This is a genomic window from Shewanella sp. SG41-4 (assembly GCF_014164505.1).
Taxonomy (GTDB): Bacteria; Pseudomonadota; Gammaproteobacteria; order Enterobacterales; family Shewanellaceae; genus Shewanella.
Map to the genome: position 1 here is coordinate 1 of NZ_JACJFI010000514.1, position 1,845 is coordinate 1,845.

The window sequence follows — 1,845 nt, forward strand, 5'->3', positions numbered from 1 at the left end:
GTAACGAGTATGCACCGCCATGCTCTAAAGGACCAGGTCAAAAAGTGTATACTTTTCATCTGTATGCGCTATCCAAATTTTTAGATATCGATTCGTCTGCCTCTGTGTCAGCCCCAGTTTCTGCCAAACAGCCTTATGCCAAAGTTATTTGGCCCTATACTGATTTGAATCCATTAAACCGAGGCCGACGAGTCAAAATAACCTTAGAAGTGGCGTTATATTGTGATGACATTATGTGCGCCACGTTTACGGGCCAGTTTGTTTCTTTACCGCCCAAAAATGGTAGCGTTGATTAACATACTCGCGTTTACCAAGTGAATACACTTCGATTTTATCGAAAGTAATCGCTAAATTATTGCGCTATTATTCTTTTTTATAGACCAATATACTGGTTTCATTGGTCATGCACATAGCATATGACCCAACAAACATATGGGTGAGACTTAATAATGGCAAAAGTACTAATTTTAAAATCAAGCATTCTAGGCAGTTATTCACAGTCTTCAGCATTAGTTGATTATTTGAATCAACAATGGAGCAGTAAAGGTGCGCAAATTACAGTGCGTGATTTAGGTGAAAATACATTACCAATGTTAGATGGTGAGCTAGCTTCAGGTTTACGCGGCGGTGATAATCTTTCTGAACGTCAATTATCTGCACTGGCGCTATCGGATGAATTAGTCGCTGAAATTAAAGCTCATGACACCATTATTATCGCTGCGCCGATGTACAATTTTGGTATACCGACAACGTTAAAAAATTGGATCGATTTGATCGCGCGTGCTGGTGTAACGTTTACTTACACTGATACCGGACCTGTAGGATTAATCGAAGGTAAGCGTGCCATTATTGTGACTACCCGTGGTGGTTCGCATAAAGATGGCCCTACAGACCATGTAGTACCTTACTTAACAACTGTGTTGGGCTTCATTGGTATTAACAATGTTGAAACCATTTATGCAGAAGCATTAAATATGGGCCCAGATGCAGCTGAAAAGGGCATTAGCCAAGCTAAGCTTGCTATTGATGCAATATCAATTTAATCATTTTATACATGCTTAAATAAAACCACAGCTTCTAAAATCTAGCGCTTAATGAGACTTTGACATTTAAAGGATCATTAAGCGTTTTTTTATTTTTTATTTTGTTGCTATTTAGTTAATCAAAAAAAGAATTTACTGCGTATAATTAACATACGAGTATCTAGTTTGATGCCAATTCCACTTTTCACAAATGTAGTATCATTAATAAAAGCCTCGCGGCTTATCGTTGAAAAGCCGTCATACTGTGATTTATATTGATATGAAACTAAGCAAAATTGTTATCGCGTCAGTATTAATTTTGCTCGCGTTGAGTCTTATCCCTATATTGATGCTGATTAATCAGTGGGGTTCAGATACTGAGGCTTATGGCATTACCGGGAATGATAGCCAACAGATTCATTTTCAGTGGCAGGACGTTAATCAACAACTGCACCAGTACCCTGCGTCCGCGGGAACATATAGCTACTTATTTTTGGGTTTTTTGTCGTGTTCAGAAATTTGCCCAATACGTATTGAGCAATTAGATCAACTTGAGCAACGAATAGAGCAGGATACTTCGCTAAATAAAGCTGAGGTTCAATTTATGTTTGTGACTATCGATCCTGAAAATGACACCTTAGCCGTGCGCCAAGCGGTGATCGATGCACGCTCTTCGCGCTTTGTCAGTGCGTCATTGCCCGAGTCAGATTTACATCAACTTGAATTTCGTTTATCCGACAATATCAATCGGCAACTCGCCACCATAAATCATGTGGGCAATCTATTTTTGTTGGACCCCAATGGAAAAATCGTGCGTATTTAC

Annotated in this window: 3 protein-coding genes; all 3 read left to right on the forward strand. The window is 39.1% G+C overall.

The genetic code is table 11. The features are described 5' to 3' along the window. On the forward strand, positions 1-296 hold a 296-nt coding region (locus H5202_RS24440; RefSeq protein ID WP_259397434.1), incomplete at its 5' end, for a YiiD C-terminal domain-containing protein. A gap of 153 nt (positions 297-449) precedes the next feature. Further along, the gene (locus H5202_RS21750) at positions 450-1,043 is read left to right on the forward strand and encodes an FMN-dependent NADH-azoreductase (protein ID WP_182773877.1); all 594 of its coding nucleotides are present in this window, start codon (positions 450-452) and stop codon (positions 1,041-1,043) included. Positions 1,044-1,302: 259 nt separating this feature from the next. Further along, positions 1,303-1,845: SCO family protein (locus tag H5202_RS21755; RefSeq protein WP_182773878.1), on the forward strand; the 543-nt coding region annotated here is incomplete at its 3' end.

Excerpts from the sequence above, each read along its gene's own strand:
- H5202_RS21750 (WP_182773877.1), top strand. The coding sequence starts at position 450 with ATGGCAAAAGTACTAATTTTAAAATCAAGCATTCTAGGCAGTTATTCA.